The organism is Pseudomonas sp. NPDC087342 (assembly GCF_044744265.1).
GTDB classification, from domain to species: Bacteria; Pseudomonadota; Gammaproteobacteria; order Pseudomonadales; family Pseudomonadaceae; genus Aquipseudomonas; species Aquipseudomonas nunensis.
Map to the genome: position 1 here is coordinate 116173 of NZ_JBIUXZ010000010.1, position 24613 is coordinate 140785.

General features: G+C 62.4%; 14 protein-coding genes. 2 read left to right on the forward strand and 12 right to left on the reverse strand.

Going from position 1 to position 24613, the window contains the following annotated elements; all coding sequences use genetic code 11:
• Positions 1-10: 10 nt before the first annotated feature.
• From ACIOYV_RS20485 to ACIOYV_RS20500, 4 genes are all read right to left on the reverse strand, one after another.
• Positions 11-1528 (reverse strand): TolC family protein, encoded by a 1518-nt coding sequence (locus ACIOYV_RS20485; RefSeq protein ID WP_401326502.1) that lies wholly within the window; start codon positions 1526-1528, stop codon positions 11-13.
• A 43-nt stretch (positions 1529-1571) separates the two neighbouring features.
• Positions 1572-10124, reverse strand: a complete 8553-nt coding sequence (locus ACIOYV_RS20490; protein WP_401326505.1) for an Ig-like domain-containing protein — start codon at positions 10122-10124, stop codon at positions 1572-1574.
• 53 nt (positions 10125-10177) lie between these two features.
• Entirely contained in the window at positions 10178-11023 is an 846-nt protein-coding gene (locus ACIOYV_RS20495; protein ID WP_401326507.1) for a sulfotransferase family protein, read from the reverse strand.
• Positions 11024-11199: 176 nt separating this feature from the next.
• The gene (locus tag ACIOYV_RS20500) at positions 11200-12792 is read right to left on the reverse strand and encodes a glycosyltransferase family 39 protein (RefSeq protein ID WP_401326510.1); all 1593 of its coding nucleotides are present in this window, start codon (positions 12790-12792) and stop codon (positions 11200-11202) included.
• 191 nt (positions 12793-12983) lie between these two features.
• Between ACIOYV_RS20500 and ACIOYV_RS20505 the strand changes: the two genes are divergently transcribed.
• Both ACIOYV_RS20505 and ACIOYV_RS20510 read left to right on the forward strand, forming a co-directional pair.
• Positions 12984-13607 carry a phage tail protein gene (locus ACIOYV_RS20505; RefSeq protein WP_265045735.1) on the forward strand — a complete coding sequence of 208 codons (624 nt, stop codon included), beginning with the start codon at positions 12984-12986 and terminating at the stop codon, positions 13605-13607.
• Between the two features lie 55 nt (positions 13608-13662).
• Positions 13663-13974, forward strand: coding sequence for a DUF6916 family protein (locus tag ACIOYV_RS20510; RefSeq protein WP_054050302.1), 312 nt, complete (start codon positions 13663-13665; stop codon positions 13972-13974).
• On the opposite strand, the gene ACIOYV_RS20515 is transcribed toward ACIOYV_RS20510, so the two are convergent.
• From ACIOYV_RS20515 to ACIOYV_RS20550, 8 genes are all read right to left on the reverse strand, one after another.
• The gene (locus ACIOYV_RS20515) at positions 13967-14485 is read right to left on the reverse strand and encodes a GNAT family N-acetyltransferase (protein ID WP_054616604.1); all 519 of its coding nucleotides are present in this window, start codon (positions 14483-14485) and stop codon (positions 13967-13969) included. The genes ACIOYV_RS20510 and ACIOYV_RS20515 overlap by 8 nt on opposite strands.
• Before the next feature lie 18 nt (positions 14486-14503).
• Entirely contained in the window at positions 14504-16600 is a 2097-nt protein-coding gene (locus ACIOYV_RS20520; RefSeq protein ID WP_401326514.1) for a biotin/lipoyl-binding protein, read from the reverse strand.
• Positions 16601-17920, reverse strand: a complete 1320-nt coding sequence (locus ACIOYV_RS20525; RefSeq protein ID WP_401326517.1) for an efflux RND transporter periplasmic adaptor subunit — start codon at positions 17918-17920, stop codon at positions 16601-16603.
• Positions 17917-18699, reverse strand: a complete 783-nt coding sequence (locus tag ACIOYV_RS20530; protein ID WP_401326520.1) for an efflux RND transporter periplasmic adaptor subunit — start codon at positions 18697-18699, stop codon at positions 17917-17919. Before ACIOYV_RS20530 ends, ACIOYV_RS20525 begins: the two co-directional genes overlap by 4 nt.
• 488 nt (positions 18700-19187) lie before the next feature.
• Entirely contained in the window at positions 19188-20726 is a 1539-nt protein-coding gene (locus tag ACIOYV_RS20535) for an efflux transporter outer membrane subunit (protein ID WP_401326522.1), read from the reverse strand.
• Positions 20723-21787, reverse strand: a complete 1065-nt coding sequence (locus tag ACIOYV_RS20540; RefSeq protein ID WP_401326524.1) for an HlyD family secretion protein — start codon at positions 21785-21787, stop codon at positions 20723-20725. The genes ACIOYV_RS20535 and ACIOYV_RS20540 overlap by 4 nt, the downstream gene beginning before the upstream one ends.
• A gap of 26 nt (positions 21788-21813) precedes the next feature.
• On the reverse strand, positions 21814-23349 hold the full coding sequence (locus ACIOYV_RS20545; protein ID WP_401326527.1) for an MFS transporter: 1536 nt from the start codon (positions 23347-23349) through the stop codon (positions 21814-21816).
• A gap of 262 nt (positions 23350-23611) precedes the next feature.
• Positions 23612-24532, reverse strand: coding sequence for a LysR family transcriptional regulator (locus tag ACIOYV_RS20550; protein ID WP_054050318.1), 921 nt, complete (start codon positions 24530-24532; stop codon positions 23612-23614).
• Positions 24533-24613: the final 81 nt, after the last annotated feature.

The window sequence follows — 24613 nt, forward strand, 5'->3', positions numbered from 1 at the left end:
CGGCAGCAGGTTATTTGGCCGGAGCTTGAGGAGGCGTCGGCACCGCAATATTGCCCGACGCCCACGCCGCTTCGCGATTGGCCAACGCGGTGGCGATGGACTGGACCTGGGTGGATTGCACTTCATCCGGCATCGGGTCGAGCCCGGCGCTGGCGAAGATCTGACCGTAAGCGTTACGCAGATCGGCGTAGGACAGGTCCCGACGCAAATCCGCCTGCAAGGTGTTCAGCTCACCCTGGATCAAGTCCAGTTCGCCGATGCCGGCCGCCTGATGACGGTTACGCAACTGGCCGAGGATCTGCCCGTCGATGCTCGACAGTTCCTGGTTGGTCTGGAATTGATGCAGCGCTTCCTGATAGTTGGCGTTGGCCACGTAGAGCTGCGCCAGCACAGCGATGGACATCGCCTGACGACGAGCCTTGGCCACTTCTTCGCCGGCCTTGGCCACGTTGATTGCGGCCGGGGCGGAAATCACGTTGAACAGGTTCCAGGTCAGCTTCACGCCGTAGTCGGCCCACTTATCGTTGACCAAAAACGAGTTGCTGTCGTAGTGCCCGCCGGCCGAAAACTCGATCCCCGGCAACAACCGCAACATGGCTTTGCGGGTTTCAGCGGTGCTGATGCGCGTCTGGTAATCCTGCTCGCGCAGTTCTGGACGGCTGGCCAGCGCTTCGTGTTCGAGGCTGGCCATGCCGACTTTCAGTTGCGGAATGGTGTAGTCATCCGGCGTCGCCAATTTCAGATCGGTGCCCATCGGCAGGTTGATCAGGGTCGACAGCTCGGTCTTGGCCAGGGACAACGCGCGGCGCTGCTCCTGCAACTGACGGGTCGCCTCGATCAGCGAGCGCTGATAACCCAACGCCACGACCGGGTCGCCGATGCGCTGTTCGCTCATGCTCTGGCTGTTGTTGCGCGCGGTATCGACCCGCGCCATCAGGCTGTCGATTTGCGTGAGCAGGCGTTCGGCGGCCACGGCGCGCCAATAGGCCGAGCGCACGTCCTGGACGATGGTGTTGATCACTTTGCGCCGGCGTTCCTGAACGATCAGGCGCTGGTCGCCCTGCTGCTTGGCGCTGATGTAGCTGACGCCGAAGTCGAGGACGTTCCAGACCATGGTCAGGTCAGCCACGCGACGATCGCGGTCCTGGGAAGTCGACGGTTCCAACGACTGGGTGCCGGTGAGCACGCTTTGGCTGCTGGAGGCGCCGACGTTGCTGCGCCCGACATAGCCTGCATCCAGGGCCATGCGCGGCAGCATGTCGAAACTGGCGAGGTCGAGTTGGCGTTTGGCCAAGGCCTCTTCCATGATCTTGAGCCGGCCTTCGAGGTTGTACTTCACCGCGCGGGCCATCGCCTGGTGCAAGGTCAACGGACCGCTGAGCGGTTCCTGACCGGTGTACATCGTCTGCATATCGCTTTTGGCACGTTGCTCGCTGACGCTGCGTTCAATCGGCTCACTTTTGACCGCACATCCGCTGATCGCCAGCGCCAGCAGGCTGGCGCCGAATAACTTATGACTTCTTTTCATCCCTGGATCGCCCCTAGGTGCCGCACTGAATTATGTGTGTGTTTCAAGCCTGCATTTCGCTGATGCCGACTTGTTGCAAAGCAGCGGCCAGGCTGTTGACCTGCCGTTGCTCGGTGTCTTTGATTTCTTGTAATTGCTGACTCAGGGTCGGCGCGCCAAACACGCCGCGCAGGCCTTGGGAAACATCACCGCCGTGGATCGAATGACTGCCGAAGGAATTCAGCGAATCGCGCTCGGCGCCGGTGTCCTGATTGAACAGGCTCGACAGCGTACTGGTGCTGAACACCCCGCCATCGCCGCCACCAAACCCGAGGAAGCCGTGGCCCGAACCATCGCCCGTGCCGCTGTCGCTGCTGCTGAATACCTGGGCAATAAAGCTCGGCGCCAGCGCCCCGCGATTGATGAAGATGTCGCCCAATGGCCGGATGCCGTCCCCCAGCACCCGGTCTTCGAACAGCGGCGCAAACGTCAGCGGCGAGGCCAGCGTGCCGGTTGGCGCGGCGAAGATGACCGGTTGCAGCGGCAGGTGCGGCTGGTCAGGAACGGTCACGGGTTGCGAGACGCGGAACTCCGGATCCGGCGGTACCACCACAATCGTCGCCGAAGGTGCCGGCACGGTGTTGATCGCGTAACCGTTCGATTGGCTGGTGCCGCTGCCGGCGTTGCCCGAGCCGTCCGTCACGCCCGCGACATTCAGGCTGATCGCGTTATTGGCGTTGCTCAGGTTGCTGGTCGGCGTCAGGGTCGCGGTCCAGGTTTTGCCACCGTCGTTGCTCGACAGGTTGGACAAAGTGCCGTTGGCCACGTTGACGTCGGACAGGTCGAAACCGCTCACCGCTTCGTTGAAGGTGAAGGTCACCAGAGAGGTCTGGCCCACGCCCAGGTTCGGGTTGGCCACAACGACCGTGGCGGTCGGCCGCTCGCCGTCGATCACGTAGTTGTTGGACACCGCCACGCCATCGCCGGTGTTACCCGACAAGTCGCTGACGTTGCTGGTGTCCAGCGCGATGAAGTTGCTCGGGTCGGTGATGTTGGCGGTCGGCGTGAAGGTGCCGGTCCAGGTCTTGCCGCCGTCGCTGCTGGCCAGGTTGGTCAGTTCGCCGTTGGTCACGCTGAGGTCCGACAGGTCGAAGTTGTTCACCGCTTCGCTGAAGGTGATCGTCACCAGTGTGGTCTGGCCCATGCCCAGGTTCGGGTTGGCAACCACGATGGTCGCCGTCGGCCGCGTGGCATCGAGCGCGTAGTTGTTGGAGATCGCAATCCCCGCACCGGCATTGCCAGCAGCGTCCGCCACGTTGCTGCTGTCGAGCAGGATCAGGTTGGTGGTGTCGTTGATGTTGGCCGTCGGGGTCAGGGTCGCCGTCCAGGTTTTGCCGCCGTCACTGCTGAGCAGGTTGGACAGGTTGCCATTGGCGACGCTGAGGTCCGACAGGTCAAAACCGGATACCGCTTCGGTGAAGGTGATGGTGACCGTGGTCGTCTCGCCGATGCCCAAGCGGGTGTCCGCCACCACGATGGCCGCGGTCGGCCGCGCGGTGTCGATCGCGTAGTTGTTGGAGTCGGTCACGCCTACGCCGCTGTTGCCCGAACCGTTGATCACGCCGGTGTTGTCGAGGCTGATCAGGTTGGTGGTGTCGGTCACGTTGGTGGTCGGGGTGAAAGTCGCGGTCCAGGTGATACCGCCGTCGCTGCTGCTGACGTTGCTCAACGTGCCGTTGGCGATGGTCAGGTCGGCGTTGGTGAAACCGCTCACGGCTTCGCTGAAGGTGATGGTCACCGCCGACGTTTCACCAGCCTTGAGGGCGTTGTCAGCGACCACGATGGTCGCGGTCGGCACGCTGGTTTCTACCACGTAGTTGGCGGAATCGGTGGTGCCTGCGCCCGCATTGCCGGCCACATCGGCCACTCCGGTATTGTTCAGGGTGATCACGTTAGTCGCATCAGTCACACCGATAGTCGGGGTGAAGGTCGCGGTCCAGGTGATGCCGCCGTCGCTGCTGCTCACCGCACTTAATGTGCCGTTGGCGATGGTCAGGTCACTGTTGTCGAAACCGCTCACTACCTCGCTGAAGGTGATGGTCACCAGTGAGGTTTCGCCCGGTTTCAGGGTGGTGTCGCTCAACACGATGGTGGCGGTTGGGCGCTGGCTGTCGATGGCGTAATTATTGGAATCGGTGGTGCCGCTGCCACTGTTACCAGACAGATCCTGCACGCCAGTATTGTCCAGGCGCACGATGTTGCTGGTGTCAGTGATGCCGGCCAACGGCGTCAACGTGGCGGTCCAGGTAATCCCACCGTCGCTGCTGCTGACGTTGCTCAGGGTGGCGTTGTCGATAGTCAGGTCGCTGTTATCGAAACCGCTGACCGCTTCGCTGAAGGTGATGGTCACCAGCGTGGCCTGGCCAACGCCCAAGGCTGGGTCGGCGACCACGATGGTCGCGGTTGGGCGCTGGGTGTCGATGGCGTAGTTGTTGGAGTCGGTGGTGCCGCTGCCGGCGTTACCCGAGGCGTTCTGCACACCGCTATTGTCCAGGGTGATCAGGTTCGTCGTGTCAGTGACGGCGCTGGTCGGCGTGAAGGTGGCCGTCCAGGTGATGCCGCCATCGCTGCTGCTCACGGCGGTGAGTGTGCCGTTGGCGATGGTCAGGTCGGCGTTGCTGAAACCGGTCACGGCTTCAGAGAAGGTCACAGTCACCAGCGAGGTTTCACCGATATTAAGTGCGGTGTCTGCAACCACGATGGTGGCCGTCGGCAGCACGGTGTCGATGCTGAAGTTGGCCGAGTTGGTGGTGCCGGTGCCTGCGTTGCCGGCCAGGTCGGTCACCCCGGTGTTGTTCAGGGTGATCAGGTTGGTGGTATCCCGGACGCCCACTGTCGGCGTGAAAGTCGCGGTCCAGGTAATCCCACCGTCACTGCTGCTCACCGCACTCAAGGTGCCATTCGGCACGCTCAAATCGCTGTTGTCGAAACCGCTGACCGCTTCACTGAAGGTGATGGTCACCAGCGAGGTTTCGCCCGCGCTCAGGGTCGGGTCGGCGACTACGATGGTGGCGGTCGGACGCAGGCTGTCAATCACGTAGTTGTTGGAATCGGTGGTGCCCGAACCCGCGTTGCCGGCCACGTCCGCGACACCGGTGTTGTCCAGCGTGATGAGGTTGGTCGCGTCGTTGATGCTCGCGGTCGGCGTAAAGGTCGCGGTCCAGGTCACGCCGCCGTCGCTGCTGCTGACGGCGGTCAATGTGCCGTTGGCGATGCTCAGGTCGGCGTTGGTGAAACCGCTCACTGCTTCGCTGAAGGTGATGGTCACCAGCGAGGTTTGACCCGCCGCCAGGGTTGGGTCAGCCACCACGATGGTCGCGGTTGGACGCACGGTATCGATGGCGTAGTTGTTCGAATCGGTGGTGCCGCTGCCGGCGTTACCCGAGGCGTTCTGCACACCGCTATTGTCCAGGGTGATCAGGTTGGTCGTGTCAGTGACGGCGCTGGTCGGTGTGAAGGTGGCCGTCCAGGTGATGCCGCCATCGCTGCTGCTCACGGCGGTGAGTGTGCCGTTGGCGATGGTCAGGTCGGCGTTGCTGAAACCGGTCACGGCTTCAGAGAAGGTCACAGTCACCAGTGAGGTTTCACCGATGTTCAGCGCAGTGTCGGCAACCACGATGGTGGCCGTCGGCAGCACGGTGTCGATGGTGAAGTTGGCCGAGTTGGTGGTGCCGGTGCCCGTGTTGCCGGCAATGTCGGTCACCCCGGTGTTGTTCAGGACGATCAGGTTGGTGGTGTCCTTGACGCCGACTGTCGGGGTGAAGGTCGCGGTCCAGGTAATCCCGCCGTCGCTGCTGCTCACCGCACTCAATGTGCCATTCGGCACGCTCAAATCACTGTTGTCGAAACCGCTGACCGCTTCACTGAAGGTGATGGTCACCAGCGAGGTTTCGCCCGCGCTCAGGGTCGGGTCGGCGACCACAATGGTGGCGGTGGGACGCAGGCTGTCGATCACGTAATTATTGGAATCGGTAGTGCCCGAACCCGCGTTGCCCGCCACATCCGCGACACCGGTGTTGTCCAGTGTGATGAGGTTGGTCGCGTCGTTGACGCTCGCGCTTGGCGTGAAGGTCGCGGTGTAGGTGATGTTGTCGCTGGTGGTCAGGCCGGACAGGGCGCCGTTCGCGACGGTGAAGTCGGCGAGGGTCAGGCCGGTCACCGCTTCGCTGAAGGTGATGGTCACCAGCGAGGTTTGACCCGCCGCCAGGGTTGGGTCAGCCACCACGACAGTCGCGGTTGGACGCACAGTGTCGATGGCGTAGTTGTTGGAATTGGTGGTGCCGCTGCCGGCGTTGCCCGAGGCGTTTTGTACGCCAGTGTTGTCCAGGGTGATCAGGTTGGTCGCGTCGGTGATGGCGCTGGTCGGTGTAAACGTCGCTGTCCAGGTAATGCCGCCGTCACTGCTGCTCACCGCCGTCAACGTGCCGTTGGCGATCGTCAGGTCGGCGTTGCTGAAACCGGTCACGGCTTCAGAGAAAGTCACTGTCACCAGCGAGGTTTCACCAATGTTCAGCGCGTTGTCCGCCACCACGATGGTCGCCGTCGGCGCCACGGTGTCGATGGTGTAGTTGCCGGAGTTGGTGGTGCCCGCGCCCGCGTTGCCAGCCAGGTCAGCCACGCCGGTGTTGGCCAGGGTGATGACGTTGGTCGCGTCATTGATGCCGGCAGTCGGGGTGAACGTCGCAGTCCAGGTGATGCCACCGTCGCTGCTGCTGACGGCGGTCAACGTGCCGTTGGCGATGCTCAGGTCAGCGTTGGTGAAACCACTCACCGCTTCACTGAAGGTGATGGTCACCAGCGAGGTTTCGCCCGCACTCAGGGTCGGGTCGGCCAGGACGATAGTCGCGGTTGGGCGCACGGTATCGATGGCGTAGTTGTTGGAATCGGTGGTGCCGCTGCCGGCGTTACCCGACGTGTCGCTGATCCCGGTGTTGTTCAGGGTGATCAGGTTGGTCGCGTCAGTGATGCTGGTGGTTGGCGTGAAGGTCGCGGTCCAGGTGATACCGCCGTCGCTGCTGCTCACCGCCGTCAGCGTACCGTTGGCGATGCTCAGGTCGGCGTTGGTGAAACCGGTCACCGCCTCGCTAAAGGTGATAGTCACCAGCGAGGTTTCGCCGATTCTCAGCGCGTTGTCCGCCACTACGATGGTTGCTGTTGGGCGCACGGTGTCGATGGCGTAGTTATTGGAATCGGTGGTGCCCGTGCCGGCGTTGCCCGCCGTGTCACTGACCCCAGTGTTGTCCAGGGTGATCAGGTTGGTCGCGTCACTGATGCTGGTGGTTGGCGTGAACGTCGCGGTCCAGGTGATGCCGCCGTCGCCGCTGCTCACCGCGGTGAGCGTGCCGTTGGCAATCGTCAGATCGGCGTTGGTGAAGCCGGTCACGGCTTCGCTGAAGGTGATAGTCACCAGCGAGGTCTCGCCGATTCTCAGCGCATTGTCGGCCACGACGATGGTTGCGGTCGGGCGCTGGGTGTCGATCGCGTAGTTGTTGGAGTTGGTCGTACCGGTGCCCGCATTGCCCGACAGGTCCTGCACGCCGGTGTTGGCCAGGGTGATCAGGTTGGTGGAGTCATTGATGCTGGCGGTTGGGGTGAAGGTCGCCGTCCAGGTGATACCGCCGTCGCTGCTGCTCACGGCGGTCAACGTGCCGTTGGCAATGCTCAGGTCGGCGTTGGTGAAACCGCTCACAGCCTCGCTGAAGGTGATGGTCACCAGCGAGGTTTCGCCAATGCTCAGCGCGTTGTCGGCCACGACAATGGTCGCGGTCGGGCGCACAGTGTCGATGGCGTAGTTGTTCGAATTGGTGGTGCCGGTGCCGGCGTTGCCCGCCGTGTCGCTGATCCCGGTGTTGGCCAGGATGATCAGGTTGGTCGTGTCATTGATGCTGGCGGTCGGCGTGAAGGTCGCCGTCCAGGTGATGCCGCCGTCACTGCTGCTCACGGCCGTAAGCGTGCCGTTGGCGATGGTCAGGTCGGCGTTGGTGAAACCGGTCACGGCCTCGCTGAAGGTGAAGGTCACCAGCGAGGTTTCGCCGATTTTCAGCGCGGTGTCCGTCACCACGATGGTCGCCGTCGGGCGCTGGGTGTCGATCGCGTAGTTGTTCGAGTTGATCACACCGAGCCCGGCATTGCCGGACAGATCCTGCACGCCAGTCTTGTCCAGGGTGATCAGGTTGGTGGTGTCAGTGATGCCGGCGGTCGGCGTGAACGTCGCGGTCCAGGTGATGCCGCCGTCGCTGCTGCTCACCGCCGTCAACGTGCCGTTGGCGATGGTCAGGTCGGCGTTGGTGAAACCGGTCACGGCTTCGCTGAAGGTGATGGTCACCAGCGAGGTTTCGCTGCTGTTGAGCGCGGTGTCCGCGACCACGATGGACGCGGTCGGCGCCACGGTGTCGTGGATCACATAGTTGTTGGAGGTGCCGGTGCCGGTGCCGACGTTACCCGCCAAATCCTGCACACCGGTGGTGTCGAGGGTGATGGCGTTGGTCGGTGCGTTGATATTGCCCGCCGCCGTCAGGGTCGCGGTCCAGGTAATGCCGCCGTCGCTGCTGCTGACTGCGCTTAGCGTGCCGTTGGCCACGGTCAGGTCGGCGTTGGTGAAATTGTTCACGGCCTCACTGAAAGTGATGGTCACCAGCGAGGTGCCGCCGGAGTTCAGGTTGGTGGTACCGACCACGATGCTCGATACGGTCGGCGGGGTCACGTCCGGCGCGTAGTTGGTATTGAGCGTGCCGCCGTCGTTGAAGATGTTGCTCACTGCGGCCGGAGAGCTGCCGGTACCGCCGCCGCCCGACGCCTGTCCGCCCGAACCGCTGCCGCCGGCATTGCCGGCCATGGCGCCGAAGTTGGCCGCCGTCATCAACAGCGTGCCTTTGTTCCAGATCGCGCCAACGCCTTTGCCGCCCGCGCCACCCGGATCGCTGGAACCGCCGTTGCCACCACCGCCGCCACCGCCACCACCGGCCGCGACGTTGTTGGAGATCACCGACGTACCGACGACCGTCAGGGTGCCGGTGGAAGCGTTGTAGATGCCGCCGGCTGCCGAAGAACCGGCCCGGCCGACCTTGTCCCAACCGGAGCCACCGCCGCCACCGCCAATGGACACGGTGCCGTTGGTCGCCGTGCCACCGTTGCCGCCGTTACTGTAATTGGAAGCGCCGAGGCCGCCGGCACCGCCGGTGGTCGTACCGCCGTGGCCGCCCATGTAATTGGAGTTGTAGGTGCCACCGTTACCGCCACTGCCCGCCCCGCCAGCCGTACCGGCATACACGCCAGTGCCGAAACCGGCGGTGCCGCCATGACCACCGGTTTGACCACCCAGCGCACCACCACCGCCACCGCCGCCACCGACCGCGCCGCCGACATAAGGAGCGGTCACGCCACCGCCGCCACCGCCGCCCGAGGCCGCGTTATCGGTGACCGTGACGTTTCTGAGGGTCAGGTTGCCGGAGTTAAGAATACCGCCGCCCATCGCCCCGGCGCCGTCCGTGCCTGCCGCCGCGCCTACACCGGCCACCATGCCCTGTTTGATGACCAGGCCGTCGAAGGTCGCGGTGACGCCGGAGTTCACCTGCAGCACGCGTGTTTTGTACTGGCCGTTAAGGGTGACGTCGGCAACGCCGTCGTTATTCAGGTCACCATCAATCGTGACGTTCTTGGTGATGGTCAGCTGCGAGTTCAGCCCGACGATCATGCTGGTGTTGAACGTGACGGTGTCACCGGCCACGGCATTGGACAGGGCGGTACGCAAAGAACCCACGCCGCTGTCGCTGTTATTGAGCACGGTCACGGTCGCCAGGCTGTACTGGTAACCGGCCATTGACGCGTCGGACAACACGCTGCGACTTTCGATGCTGCCGGTGGTGATTTCCAGATTCCAGTCGCCGCCCACACCGGTACGGTTGGTGGACGCGGCAATATCGCGGCCAGTGAGTTGCGCCAGGGAATCGACAAAACTCACGCCGCGCTCACCTTCGCCGGTATTGCAGGCGTAGATCAGGATGTCGCCACCGACGTTCATGTCCTTGCCGATCTGCGCCAGCACGTCGCTGCGCGCGGCGACGTTGTCGGCCGACAGGTAGCTGTTGCCCAGCCACAAGTCGCCGGAATAGCCGTGGGCGATGATCTGCACCGAGCTCACGCCCTGATGGGTGTCGAGGTAAGCAGCAATCTGCTGCAAGCCGTCCTTGCTGGCATCCAGCGTCACCACTTCGGTACCCGGTGCCACGCCGTTGAGCAGGCTATCGGTGTCTTTGATGCGTGAATCGACGAACACCACGCTCTGGCCGGGTACGGCGGTGGGTGTTGCCGCGGGTGCGGGGGTTGCGGCGGAGGCGTTGTCCGCCTGGCCATGCGTGTCTTTGCTGGCGGTCGGGTGATCGGCCGCCGGCGGCTTGGCAGCTTCAGCCGTGGGGTGACTGTCGGGCTGGGCCGCATCGGCCACGGTGGCCGCGACCGCGCCGTCGAACAGCATGCGCGGTTCCAGAGACATGATCATCGGCGATGCCAGCACGCGAGCGCCCTGGGCCTTTTGCGATTTGCCGTTGTTCCACCACATGCTGCTCACCCGAACTCGAACTTTTATGACGGCCAAGAAAAAGCCGCGATCAATTAATTGATCGCGGCGTCGGATTTCATACGAATGACATTGGCGGCGCTGGAGGACCCATCGTGCCAGAAGGACAGCTCTGCATATTTGTCGAACAAGTCCGGCGGCAGGATCGTGCGCCTGGACTCCAGCGCAACCTGGCGCTTGACCCGATGCAACCCTGAAACGCCGAGGGCTTGGTCAAACTCCGGCGCGTCGTAGACGAGGTTATTGAAGTCATGCTCGAACCACGGCTCGCCAATGAATTCGTAGACCAGCCGAAGGACCCTTTCGGGCGCTTGGCTGAGCAGGTCGTAATCGACAATCAGCAAGGAATCGGCGTTTTCGCCGTAATAGGCTTCCTTGAGCGCGGTCCAGGCGAAACCCACCAGGCGATTGCGCTGGGCCAGGGTTTCACAACGGCTGTAAACGGTGTTGCGCTCGACTTCGTCGTTGAACAGCTTGGTGTTCTCGAACGGGTTGGCGCGGTAGAGGCGCTCGAGGCTGTCCATCACCCAGGCGACGTTGCGCACACAGGCAATGGTTTTGGCCTTGGGAAACAGGTCTTGCAGCGCGGGCAGGCGCGAACACCACTGGCGATTGGTGTCGAAGACGACGGGTTTGTCGGCCTGGTCAGCGTAGTAGGAGTCGAACAACCCGCGCAACAGACGACGCCGCAAAGGCGTGTCGATGACCGAGCCAAATTCGCTGCCGGCGCTGCATTGTTCGAGGACGCTGGTAAAGAGCGTGCCAACAGGGCTGCTCATGCCGGCATGAAAGCGTGGGTTTTGCAGCAAGATGGCGGCCAGCAGAGTAGACCCTGAGCGTGGCAACCCGGATATAAAGTGATACTGCGGCAATCCCTTCACCCTAGTCGAAAGTCCCTTTATATGTCGAAGCGTAGTCTATGAAACAGGGGCCGACTAGTGGTGTTTTGATATCAATTTGAAGCTAAAAATACGGGCTTGATCTGAAAGTATTGAGCCAGATGGGTTGAATCGTTTCAGCAGTTTCAAAATTTGTTGATGGGGGTCAGAGATCCGGTTCAAGGCTTGCGGGCTGCCATCAAAAATAGCCGTGCACGGTTGTTGCCAGCCTCCGTTTCACTGACTTTTTGCCAGCCTGTGGGTAGCGGGGCGAATTCGTCTGGCTGGTCGGCAGTGCTGATCAACCATACCCGCCGCGTGCCTGGCGGCAGTTCGCTAAGGTGGTCGAGGTAGATTTTTTCAGCGTTGTCATCCACAAGCGTGCCAAACCCGTAGGCATTCGGACGGCTGGAAGTGCCATCGGTCAACGGAGGGGTATAGAGCATCGGCGCGGCGTCAGTGCGGTTGTAATAGACATAGGGCATGTACCAGAGCAGGTCGCTGATAACGATCTGATCGCCCTCGACATAATGCTGATTAACGAACTCCACCATCACGCTGGTCTGGTCATTCACATCAATCGTGGCATTGGTCTTCAGCCCCACCAGCTCAGTGCCGAGCAGCAGCACCAGCAAAGCCAGCGCCAGCGCGCGAAAGCCATCCCACAACCGGTCGATGGCCAGCGCCAGGATCAGCGGCAAGCCCAGCGCAAAAGCGGTCAGGTAGCGCTCGATAAATACCGGCGAGATAAACGATACGCCGTACACCGTCAGCAACGGCAACAGGGTGTAGATAGCGAGCAATGCACTCCAGCGAAACAGGCTGCGGTCCCGCACAACCGTCACTGCGATTACTGCCAGCAACAACAGCGGCAGCGCAATGAAGATCGGCCACGGCAAGGCATCACCGTCGTCCTGGATCAGGAAATCCCAGACCATCGACGGCAGTGAACTCAGGGTAACCGGCAGTTCCCAGCCCACATCACCGTTGGCTTTTAGCTGATCGAGGTGCTGCAGCAGATCGATCAGGCCAGGCAACCAAGGCATGAACATCGCGACTATCGCAACGTTGCTCAGCCACCAGGCTGGGCGGGTGATGAGTTTCACCGGATGGGTTGGATGCAGGCGCAGCAGCAACAGATAGGTCCAGTGGGCAACCACGCACAGGGCCGTGAAGTAGTGGGTGTAGAACCCCGCTGTCAGCAGCAGCGCATAGATCGCCAGATAACGCGTGCGCAGGGGATGCTTGACCCAGTACACCAGCGCGATTGTCGCCCCGAGCAACCACAGCCCCAGCAGCGAATACATCCGCACTTCCTGGCTGTAGCGCACCGCTGTAGGCAGCAGCGCCAGTAACAGACCGGCGAGCAGCGCGGCCCGGGGATTGGCCACCAATCGCACCAGCCAGAACCCCAGCGCCACCGTGGCAATACCCGGCAATGCGCTCAAGCTGCGGATCGAGAAAATGCCGTCGCCAAACAATTCGATCCAGCCGTGCAGCAGCATGAAATACAGTGGCGGGTGCACGTCATGGGCGGCGTGAAACCAGATATCGCCCAGGGAATATTGGCTCATCAACAAACTGGAGCCTTCATCGCCCCAAATAGCGGCGGCGGTGAGGTCGTAAAAACGCACGGCAGCGGCCAACGCCAGAATCAGCCAGAACCCGTAATCAGCCAGCCATTGCGGCAGCGGCGACAACGCCGTGGCACGAGTACGCCCGGCACGCCCATCCGGCTTGCCGGCAAGCTCTGTTTCCCTGCGGTACTCCATGAAACTTCCCCGCCTGGTCGAATAAAACCCAATCACTCCAAAGCACTCTGGAGTTGCCGTTCGATGCTGCCCCCATCTCTGCAAGAACGCAATCCGGCGACTTTCACACCAGCGTCTACGCTACTACTGGCCCGAGCAGTAGCGTCGGGCCAGTACGTTCCTCTCCAAAAAACCACATGGATATAAAAACTATGGACGTGTTTCTCGGAACCATTCTTCCCTTCGGCTTCTCGTACGCCCCAAGCGGCTGGATGCAAGCTAACGGGCAGACGCTGCCGATCAGCCAATACAACGCGTTGTTTGCCTTGCTAGGGGTGACCTACGGCGGCAATGGCTCGCAAACCTTCATGCTGCCCAACCTGTGCGGGCGTCTGCCGATGCACCAGGGCCAGGGCATCAACCTGACGAACCGGGTCATCGGTGAAGTCATCGGCACAGAAAACACCAGCCTGCTGGTAGCCAACCTGCCGCCGCATGCCCCCGTCATCACCGCCACCGCCACGTCGGCCCTGACCGCTTCCACCACGGTCAACCTGGCGAGTGTGCCGAGCACTCCAACCACCACACCGTCGAATGACAATGCCTACATCGGTGCCTCCGCAGCCACGGGGCCGAGCTCCGCCGCAATCTTCTCGACCGCACAGGGCGCCAATCCGATAGCGCTCAAGGGTGTCGACAGCACCGTGGGCGGCACCGTCAACGTGACCGCCACCGCGCAACCCATCGGCAGCGGCACGCCACTGGGCATTATCAACCCGGTCCTGGTGTTGAACTTCTGCGTGGCCCTGCAGGGTCTTTTCCCTTCACGCAATTGACCCTGGTGTCGGGGCCGATGGCCCCGACCCTTTTATTTTTTCAGGGAGCAGATTCATGCTTGATCAGATTACCGGCGAGCATTTCCGTCAGCTGCTCGGTACTTCCAGGCCGCTCTACCTCAGCGATGGCAGCGAGATACCGGTGGTGATTGTGTCCGTGGTGGACAAGCCCAATGCACGCATGTCCGCCACCGGGCGCATGCCGTTTGGCGTGGAACTGAGCAGCCCGGCGCAGACAACCTTTATCGACGGTCCCTGCGCCATCGAGCTGCCCGAGCTGGGCCGGATCGAGGGCATCGTCGTCTCTCGCACCCCGGAGCTGGGGCGCGACGCCAGCCACACCTACTTCGACATCACCGTCAACTGACTAGCGCCGACTGCGGCTGGCCCGGATACCAGACCAGCCGCTCGGCCGCCACGTTGCTTTCTTCGACCTGAAACCCCAGCGCCAGATAATGTCGGCGCGCATGCGGATTATTCGCCCAGACCACCGTTGCCACCGGGCAGCGCACCTGTTCGGCGGCTTTCTGCACGCCTTGCAACACGGTGCGGCCATAGCCCTTGCCCCGCGCGGCCGGGATAAACGCCAGGTAAAGCACACGAATTTCATTGGTACCGAAATCGGCGGTCAATGCGCCAATCGGTGTACCGAGTTTCTCCACCACAAAGTGCATGGCATTGGGATAAGACTCCCCGGTGCCCTGCTCCTGCACCTTGAATTGCTGGGCGATCACCTCTTCCACCAGCTCTTGCTCGCCGTCGATCCATTGCAGATCGGGTCGCGCGGCGTGGTAAAGGTTGTGCAAAAACGGCCCGTCGGTGGCACCGGACGGACGCACCACCAGATCACCCACGTCATTGGAATTGTTGTTCAGCATTTGCAATCTCTCCCTGCGCTAAAAACCACTCTCCCTCACACCCAACGCCGCCATCCGGCGCCAAGCCGTACCCAGCAACGACTCACTGTGACCTTGCACGATCACCACACCGCGCAACGGCTGCACGGGGGTGGCGATGTTATCCAGCGTCGTCAGGCGTACCGCGTATTGCGCCTGAACCGGTTCCGGTCGCTGGTTTTGATCACGCCGCACCGCAATGGGACCGTGGTGATCGGATGTCAGGGCTTCGAGATCAATGAAGCCGGCACCATTGGCGTCGATTTCGCTTAACTGCACGGCGACGGCCGGGTGCATCGGGTCCTCGGCAATAAAACGCCCAGTGGCACCGGGCGCGATCCGCCACAATTCTGCTTCGGCCAAGTAACCGCGTAATCGCGCACCGTCTTCCACCACTCGGGCCAAGGGCTCCTTGGGCGACAACCAGCGACCCGCGATCAGTTGCGGCAACAGGTCCCGCACCTTGCCGGTCTGCGGAGCGCGAATCAGCAAGCGCTCGCGCTGCGCCGCCAAGCCGCGATATTCGGCAACGGCCTCGGCCAGACGCTGCTCGACAATCCCGGCATCGGCAACGGTTTCACTGCGGCTGGCCTGACGGCGCATCTGCAACTGCTGGATCTGGATTTCCCGGCGAATGATGGCCTGGCGTGAATCGAGATCCGGTGACTCCAGCTCAATCAACACGTCACCTTGGGCGACTGATTGACCATCGCTGACATTCACCTTTTTGACCCGCGCCGCCACGGGCGCATGCAACGTGCTGACGCGCCCGGCCTCCAGCATCGACGGCACTTCCACTGCGCTGCGCCAAGGCACGGCCAACAGCAAGACAATCGCCACCAAGCCCAGGGTACTCAGCAACACACGCGGTGCGTGGGCCTGATCGCGGCGGGACCACCACTCGCGCCATTCGCGCACAATCGGCAGGAAGATGAACCACACCAGCTCCACCATCATCAAGAAGATGCCCAACAGCTTGAAGAACAAGTGGTACACCGCCAGCGCAATCCCGAAAAACAGCACCGCGCGCCACAGCCACGAGCCGTAACCCCAGATCAGCAGACGCCGTTGCATCGACGGCGACCAGGGTTCCGGTGCCGGCGCGCCGTAGCCGAACAGGGCCTCGCGCAAACGCCAACGGCACAAGGTAAATGCTCGTCCTTGAAGGTTGTCGACTTCCCATAAATCGCTGAGCAAAAAGTAACCATCGAATCGCATGAACGGGTTGAGGTTGATCACCAGCGTGGTGATCCAGGTGGCGCTGGCGAGCATGAACGCTGCGGTGCGTCCGGGGCCATCGGGCAACAGCGACCAGGCCAGCAGCGCGATGCACGCCAGCACCAGTTCCGCCAACACCCCGCCGGCACCGATCAGCAAGCGCGCGCGGCGATCATTGACCCGCCAGGCGTCGCTGACATCGGTATAAAACATCGGCAGCATCACCATGAACGCCACGCCCATGCTCTGCACCCGGCAACCGGCGCGCTTGGCCATGAACGCGTGGCCGAACTCGTGGCAGAGCTTGGCAAAGAACAGCGCCACGCCAAACGCCAGCGCGCCGCCGAGACTGAACAAATGCGGAAACGTCGCGATAAAGCGCTGCCAGTCCCGGGACACCAGAAACACGCCAAGCATCAGGGTCGCCGGCAATCCGATGCGTAGCGCATACGGACCAAAGCGCTCCAGCCACGGCCAGGCGCGATTGAGAAACGCATCCGGGCGCCACAGTGGAATGCGGAAAAACAGGTATTGGTGCAACAGGATCTGCCATAGCGACTGCCGTTGCGCGGCAGCCTTCAGGCTGTAACTGGCGCGTTGTTGCGGATCGAGGGCGGTGATCAGGTCATGGCCGCGCAGGAAATTCAGCAGTTGATCCAGCTCGGCACCGTCCAGTGGCAAACCCGGCTCGCGGTTCGCCGCTTGCAAGACTTTTTCGGGGTCGCCCAAGGACCAGTGGCGTAGCAGGCGCATGGCCGCTGTGCCGAGTTTGAAATAGCGACCGCGCACCGGATCAGCCAGGGTCCAGCGCGGCGAGCCGTCGAGGGCCGGGGCCGCCGCCTGCAATTGCAAGTCTGCCCGCAGGCTCGGCAGGCTCATTTACAGGCCCACGCTTTGACGCAACCCGGCCAGAGGCCGACGTAACAAGTACAACGCCAGTGGCGCGCGGTCGCCAAAGATTTTGGCAGTACCGCGCAAGCCGATACGCGGCGGTGCGGCATCGAAATTCGCGTCCAGTCGATACGCCAGTTGTCCACCGGCGGTGGGCTGCGCTTCGTAGGCCGAGCGTTCGAGTTTGGCCTGGTGGCGTTGCAACGGATCGCTGTCGAGAAACAGTGAAACCTGCGCCCCCGGCTCCAGGGCAATCGCATCGCCCACGGCCAATTCGATACGCAATTCGGCCTGGTTCGGGTCGGCGATTTCCATCAAGCGTTCACCAGTCTGCACAGGTTTGCCGGTCCAACGCTCGGCGTCGGCAAACACCGCGATGCCATCCCGCTCAGCGCGGACTTCGCTGCGTTTGAGCAATTCACGGGCGTAATCCCGCTCAGCGCGTTTTTGTTCGACCCGTGCCGCTAGCAGATCGATTTTCGAACTCGATTCCGCATCGGCGAAGGAGCGCTGGGAATTGGCCTTGAGTTCGGCCTCGGCCACACCCAAGGCGCGCTGGGACACATCGGCCTGAGCCGTAAGGGTGGTGTTCTCGAATTTCAGCAGCAGGTCGCCGGTTTTCACCGTTTGGTTGGGTTTGACCAGGAACTCCGAAATCACTCCGTCCAGCGGTGCGGCGACCACTCGGCCACCCAGCGGCACCACTTCGGCGGGCGCCAGCACTGATTGGCGCACCGGGATCAACAGCGCGAGCAGTGCCGCTGCCACCAGCAGCACCTGACGTTTACGGGTCCAGCGCAGTCGCCACGGTTTGCGCGGTTGCAGCGCCAGCCAGGCGTGGCTGTAGGTGTCGCCGAGTTGCGAGAGCAGGACTTGTTCGGAAGGGTTCCAGGGCGTGTCCCGGGCCAACCACAAACCACCGAAGACTTCGCCTTGATGATCCACCAGCGGCAGCCAAAACACCTGGGCGGCGGACAGGCTTTGCCAATCCGCGCGGATCGAATCGCTGAGCCCATCCTGCGGAATCACCCGCGCCTGTTTGAGGATGTCGAGCTTGAACAACTGCGCCACGGCCTGCTCGACGAACGCCACGAACGGTGCGTTCGGATCCACCGCGCTGACCCCAGTCACGGCCTGCACCTTGCCGGCAATCAGCAGCGCCGCATGGCGAAAACCGAACAGCGCCTGGCTGTCATTCACCAGGCTGTAGGCCAGTTGCGCCGGGGTGCGGGCCGCGCGGGTCAGGCGTTCGAGGTCGAGAAACCGGGCGAACACCTGCTCGGCGCCGCCGCTAATCGGAGCGTTCACTTAAGCTCCGCGAAACGCGCCGTTCCGCTCATGCCAGCCAATAGACCCGTGGCGTTGGGCAGCGTCGCGACGAGCAACAACGTCTGGCTGCCTTCATCGATCCGCGCACCCAGACGCTTGACCGTGGCCTCCAGCGGCTGGCCGGTTTCATCGGGGACAAAACTGAAGGTCTGGCCAGGCTTGAGCTTGCCCATCCAGCGCGACGGAATCAGCAAATGAATTTCCAGCGTGCGGTTATCCACCACATCCAGCAACGGCGCGCCGGCCGCCACGCTTTCATAGCGCTGGACCTTGCGCTCGACGACCTGACCGTCAAACGGCGCCAGCACGCTGCAGCGTTTCACTTGAACCTGATAAACCTGGGATTGCGCCTGAGTCTCGCTGACCTTGGCCTCGGCCCGCGCCACTTCGAAACGCCCGACCGAATTCAACGCCGCCAGTTGTCTGTTGTGCGCCAATTCTTCACTGGCCCCACGGCTGGCAGCCTGCGCAGCATTGAGCTGAGCCTGAAAACCCGAGCAGTCGAACTTCGCCAAGGTATCGCCCTTCTTGAACGACTCCCCCTCGCTGAACGGCAACTCGACCACCCGCCCCGGCAACTCACTGGCAAGCACCGCCTGATCCCGAGCCCGCAACACACCACGAGCCTCGCTGCTGGCCTGCGCACCACCACCGGCGGCATTGTTTTCCCGCAACGGATCGTCTGGCGCAGGCGTTTGCGCCTGTACTGCGCACGTTACAAAGGCTAATCCAACAACCCAACTTCCAAAACGCGGCATAACCGTGACTCCCTGACGGATGGTCGGAGTCTACGACAGCGGGGGTTTGCGTCAAGCGAATAGCCATCACTGGGTAGAAATGTGTTGTTTCAAAATGGACATATGTTTCAGAACGCTGGTTTTCTTTTCAATTCATTGGCCCAGGAAGCTAAATCCCACGAAAAGTGACTTGCCAGCGGTGAAACGGATTCTGCCGGGCAGAATCCTGATTCAGTCGATGGTTGAGGTGCGTGAAGCACCCAAATTAGGATCTGCGCACTACTCAACCCCGTACGCAGAGATTCAGTTCTCTGGCAGTTGGGGTGAAAAAACCGGCTTCGGCCGGTTTTTTCGTTTCCACAGGTTGAATTTTTGCGCTGCACTCTTCGTTTAGAGGGTCACAGCTATGGCTAAGAAGTTTGCTGAGCTCGAAGCTCAGATGACACCCGCATCCCGGGCGTCCGCCAATTCGATTTATGAACAACATAGTAAGGAAACGTCACGCACCATTAGCGCTGCGCAGTCTCCGCCACCGGATAAACCGACTCCCATCCCCCACCCAACGCCTTGTACAACCCCACCATCGCCAACGACACGCCCGTCGAGCTCTCAACCCATTGCTGCTGAGTCGCCAGCAACTCGCCCTGCACGGTCAGTACGTTGACGAAATCCGCCACGCCTTCGACGTATTGCTGTTGCGCGGTGCGCAGGGCTATCTGGTTCTGGCGCACGGCTTCGGCGAGGCTGTCGCGGCGTCGTTGGCTGGCGTTGTAGGCGGTCAGTTGGTCGTCGATTTCATGCCAGGCGCGCAGCACGGTTTGTTGGTAGGCAATGGCGGCTTCCTGTTGCTGGGCCTCGCGCAGGTTGAGCATGCCGCGCAGACGGCCGCCGTCGAACAGCGGCAGGCTGAATTGCGGGCCAATGCCGAATGAGCGCGAGCCCCAGGAACCGAAATCGCTCAGTTGCATGGCTTGGGAACCGATGTTGCCCGACAGCGTGATGCGTGGATAGAAATCTCCCTTGGCCACACCGATGCTGGCGGTCGCGGCATGCAGGCGGGCTTCGGCTTGACGGATGTCGGGGCGGCGTTCGGCGAGTTGCGACGGCAGGCCGATCGCGACTTGGCGCGGTGTCTGCGGCACCGGGCCGTCTGTGGATAACTCGGCTTGCAGCGCTTGCGGCGGCTCGCCCATCAACAGGCTCAGGGCGTTGATCAATTGCGATTGACGCTGCTCCAACGCTGGCAGGCGCGATTCGATGGCCGCGACTTGGGCGGCGGCTTCGGCGACGTCCAGGTCCGTGGCGACGCCGTCCGCCAGGCGCAGTTGCGAGAGTTTCAGGCTGTGCCGGGCGACGTCGAGGTTCTGCTCGGTGACGGCGCGGGTGTTCTGTACGCCGCGCAACTGGATGTAGTCCTGGGCGGTTTCGGCCAATACCGACAGCAGCACGCCACGACGATCATTTTCGGCGACTTCGAGAGTCGCGTCGGCGGCTTCGGTTTCGCGGCGCACGCGGCCCCAGAAGTCCAGTTCCCAGGAGGCGGAGAAACCGGCATCCCAGAGGTTGAACGCCGAGCGGCCGTTTTTGCCCGAGGGATCGCTCAAGCCTTCGCCACTGTTGCGTTCGCGCCCATAGCTGCCAGTGGCGGCGGTTGTCGGGTAGCGGTCGGCAGTGATCACCTGTCGGGCGGCGCGACTTTGTTGCAAGCGGCTGCTGGCGAGTTTCAGGTCGAGGTTATCGGTCAGGGCGCGTTGGCTCAGGGCTGAAAGTTTCGGGTCGTGGAAGACTTCCCACCAGCGTTCGTCCATGGTTTGGGTGACCGCTTGGCTTTCGGCGGGCTTGGCTGGTTTTGACCATTCGGCGATTTGCTGTGGCTGGGGTTTGTGGAAGTCCGGGCCGACGGTGCAGGCGCTGAGGCTCAAGACCAACAAGGTGAGTTGAGGCAAACGGCCTCTTCGCGAGCAAGCCCGCTCCCACATTGAAATGCGGTCCCCTGTGGGAGCGGGCTTGCTCGCGAAGGCGCCAGCACGATCAACAAAAATCTTCATCGCTGAACCACCTCATGCTTATCCACGCTGGCAGTATCAATCCGCGCATCCACCGACATCCCCACCCGCAACCGCTCAGCCAACGGCTGTCCCGGATCCAGCACAATTTTCACTGGAATCCGCTGCACCACTTTGGTGAAGTTGCCCGTGGCGTTGTCCGGTTTGACCGAGGCAAACGTCACCCCGGTGGCCGGCGCGATGCTTTCGACGCGGCCGCTCAACAGTTGGCCGCCGAGGCTGTCGACGCAGACCTGCACGTCCTGCCCCTGCTGCACATCCGTCAATTGCGTCTCCTGGAAATTGGCGACGACATACGCTTGGGCCAATGGCACCACGGCGAGAATCTTGCTCCCCGGCGTGACATAAGCACCGACCCGCACCGCCCGCTCACCGACCATGCCGTCCTGCGGAGCGACGATCCGCGTGTAGGACAGCTCGTAACTGGCGATCTCCAACGCCGCTTGCGCGCGTTTCAGCCCACCTTCGGCCGCGTCGCGCTGGGCGGTGAGAATGTCGACCTGCTTGCGTTCCGCCGCCAGCACCGCCGTGGCGTTGGCCAATCGAGCGGTCGCCTGATCGATGCGCGTGCGGGCCTGTTGCGCGTTTTGCACCGTACCGGCACCGACACCCGCGAGGTGGTCGTAGCGATTCAACTCATGCTCGGCGAAAGCCATTTCCGCCTTGGCCGACACCACCGTGGCCTGGGCCTGGGCGATTACCGATGTCTGGCGCTCGAGGGTCGCGCGGGCGTTTTGCAGTTGCGCCCGAGCCACCAGGGTTTCGGCATCGGCAGCCTGGGCGGCGGCGCGCAAATCACGGTCATCGATCAACGCCAGCAGTTGCCCGGCCTTGACCTGCTGGTTGTCCTCCACCAACACCTCTTTGATAAACCCGGCGACACGCGGCACCACCAGGGTGAAGTCCGCCGAGACAAAGGCGTCATTGGTGCTCTGTTGCGTGCGTTTGCCGAACAGGCCCGGCGCGACCAGGTAAATCAGCACGCCGACCACGATCGCTGCGGCGACGCCGACAGCCACTTTTTGCTTGGTAAAAGTCGTCATAAAAACCTTCTGGTTCAGTGAAGCGTTCAAGTCGGCGCGCGCGGTGGATACATCCGCGTCGGCAGCCAGAAAATCAGCAGGATCAACGCCGCAGCGACACCCGCCATGCACAGATAAAGATCGGAAGCGGTCAGCACCACGGCCTGCTCATGCAGTCGGTGGGCAAGGCCGGCGCTGTCGCTGTCGGCCAGGGGCGAGTTGCCGAGGTTGTCCACCAACATGGTCGAGTGGAAATGCAGGCGGGCGGTGGTCAGCGCTTCGAGGATGCCGGTCGCGATCACCGCGGACAGACCTTTGACGGTGTTGAACCAGGCCGAGGCGAACGGCCCTTCCATCGGCGAAATGCTGCCGGTGGCCAACATCAGCAGCGGCAACACCGCCATGGGCTGACCGAAGATTTGCAGCAGTTGCAGCACGTAGAAATCATCGCGAATCCACACCGACGTCAGCTGCGAACCGCCGAGGCAGGACAGCACCAGCATGCCCAGGCCAATCCCCAGCACCCAGCGACAATCGACCCAGCGAAAGTTGCACAACGCCGCCACCAACGGCAGCGCGATCAATTGCGGCAGCGCCGCGAGCAGCATGATCGGCGCGGTCTGGATCGGCCGATAACCCTGGACCTGTGCCAGGTAACTGGACGGAATGATCACCACCGCCAGCAACACCACCAACACCCCGGCCAACGTCATCAGGGCGAACGACAGGTTGCGGATGCCGAGCATTTGCAACTTGAAGAATGGGATCGGCTGCGACCATTCGTTGATCAGGAACAGCACCAACAACAGCAACCCGAAGCCGAGTAAAAAGCAGATCAGGCTCGACTCGAACCAGTCCAGCCGATTGCCCTGCAGGATGCTGATCACCAGCATGCAAATCGCCGGAAAACCCAGCAGCAACCCGCGCCAGTTGAACTGCTTGAGGCGCTCCAGGCGCAGCGGATCCTGGGGCAACCCGTAAGCCACAGCGGCCATGGCAATCAGGCACGGCACGATGATTTGCCAGAAGGTCCATTGCCAGCCAACGTACTCGGTCCACAACCCGGCCAGCGGCGTGCCGAGGCCCGGTCCGAAGGTCGCGGTCAGAGCGTATCCGGCGAGACCATAAAGTTTGACGTTGGCTGGCAGAAAGCGCAGGGCGACGGTCATCAGCATCGGCGGTAATGCACCGCCCGCGAGGCCTTGCACGATGCGCATCAGCAACAGGCTTTCGTAGTTCGGGGCGAACGGGCACAGCACGCCGAGGAAGGTGAAGACACCGATGGCGTAAAGGGTGAAGCGCCGCAACGAGAACGTCACCGAGCACCACGGCGCGAACGCCATGGCTGCCACCGAGGTCGCGGTGTAACTGGCGACCAGCCAGGTGCCTTCGTCGTAACCGATGGCCAACGCGCCGCGAATATCGGCCAGGGCAACCTTGGTCACCATCTCGTTGAGGCCCGACACCAGCACCGCCAGCAACACGCCCACCAGACCGATGATGATCCGCAGACCGAAGACCGGTGGCGCAGCGGCGGCAGGGCTGGTCGCGGCGAGAGAGGCCGGGGCCGTGAGGGAAGTCATGTACTGCAAGCTCCGGGAGGAATACCGGGGCATTTTAGGGAGGGTTAGACGTTACGAAAATTGACTTGTTGGCAGGTTATAAGTGCGCCAGACGCAACGATGAATAACCCTGTGGGAGCGGGCTTGTGTGGCGAGGGGGCTTGCACCCGTCGGGTCGCGAAGCGACCCAGAATTTGAAGTCATGGGACTGCTACGCAGTCCAACGGGGGCAAGCCCCCTCGCCACATAGGCTCGCTCCCACAGGGGGAGATTTGTGTTGGCTTCAGACTGGTTGCGCGGCCAGCCAGGTTTCGTCGCAACACGCCTTGAGCATCTCGCGCATCCAGCGGTGGGCCGGATCCTTGTCGTAGCGAGGGTGCCAGGCCTGGGTCAACATCAGCGTTGGCAGCGGAATTGGTAGTGTGAACGAGCGCAGCTTCAGGCCCAGACGCCGTACGCTCAGCAGCGCTTCTTTCGGCACCGGCAGCAGCAGATCGGATTCGGGCAGCGCAAACATCGCCGCATGGAAACTGGGCGCGATCACCGCCACCCGTCGCTCCAGCCCCAAGGCGTTGAGAGCTGTATCGATCGGTCCCCGGGCAATCCCGCGACGGGACATGCTGATATGCGCAAACCCGGCATAGCGTTCAGCGGTGATTTCCTCATCGAACAGCGGATGATCTTCTCGCGCCAAGCCGACGAAGTGCGTGGAAAACAGGTTCTGAATCTTCACTTCCGGCATCAATGGACGGTTGTTGCTGATGTTCAGATCGATCCGCCCTTCGCGCAGCGCCTCATCGTCGCCATCACCTTCCGGGACGAAACGCAGCTCACAATGCGGCGCCTGACGCTCCATGGTGGAGAACAGCTTGCCGCCATAAACGCCGACGAAAAAGTCATTGGCACGAATGCTGAAACGACGGCGCAAGGTGCCCAGTTCCACGGCATCGGCGGAGCGGAACAGCAGCGCCGCTTGCTCTACCACGTCGCGCACCTGCTCGCGCAGCGCCAATGCCTTGGGGGTTGGCACCAGGCCACGGCCGGCGCGCACCAGGATCGGGTCGCCGATGGCCTCGCGAATGCGGGTCAGAGTGCGGCTCATGGCCGCCGGGCTGAGGTTCATCCGCCGCGCGGCGCCCACCACACTGCCCTCGTCGAGCAAGGCGTCGAGGGCGACCAGCAGGTTCATGTCCGGGAGTTGCATGCTGAGCACTCATGGCTGATCAAGATTGATTCAGACGCAATGCTAGCAAACATCCTCAATTATTGGGTTGTCTGGGCCATT